The organism is Acetobacter lambici (assembly GCF_011516885.1).
Taxonomy (GTDB): domain Bacteria; phylum Pseudomonadota; class Alphaproteobacteria; order Acetobacterales; family Acetobacteraceae; genus Acetobacter; species Acetobacter lambici.
The window spans coordinates 1-640 of sequence record NZ_WOTD01000172.1 but is presented as its reverse complement, the minus strand read 5'-3'; the positions used below and the strand labels follow the sequence as shown (position 1 = coordinate 640).

General features: G+C 61.9%; 1 pseudogene. It reads right to left on the bottom strand.

Features of this window, described 5'->3' with window-relative positions:
* Window positions 1–532: pseudogene (locus tag GOB86_RS15720) on the bottom strand (lactate dehydrogenase); the annotation flags it as partial.
* Window positions 533–640 lie beyond the last annotated feature (108 nt).

Genomic DNA, 640 nt, shown 5'->3' with positions numbered 1-640 from the left:
GGGCCAGCAGGAACGCCCCCGCCTTCTCACGCTCGGTGATCACACCGCGTTCGGTCTCGAAGCTGAAAGCCTCACCGCGCGTGGCCACACGGGCCGCCAGATCAGCCTCGATCAGCGGGATCCGTGCCTGCGCCCAGGCGATCTCGCGCTCGGCCTGCTGGACAGCCCGACGCACGGCAAACTGATCATCGTAATGGGCGGCATAGAGGCGTTCGAGCCGTGCGAGTTCCGCTTCCAGACCGGCTTTCTGCATAAGCCGCATATCACCAGAGGCCAGCGCCTTGGCCATGGCGAACTGGTTGCCATCGCTATCCAGATCTTCCACACGCCGGATGGACCGGTCACCGGACATGGCCATGGCGATGAAGCGCAGCTTGCGTTCAAGCAGCTGCCAGTTGGTGGCATCTACCGAGCCTTCCTGCGCGTAGGCGTAAAGCCGTATTTCGGGGTTCTGGTTGCCCTGGCGTTCGATACGTCCTTCGCGCTGGATGATGTCAGAGACCAGCCAGGGCACATCCAGATGGTGCAGAGAGGTGGTCCCGTCTGTTCGGACAGTTTTGCGGGCTTGATAAGCTATACCCGGTTGTTGTTATGCCGCCCTTCTGACGGCGTTGCTGTTGGCCATCTGGTCCGGGGTTAA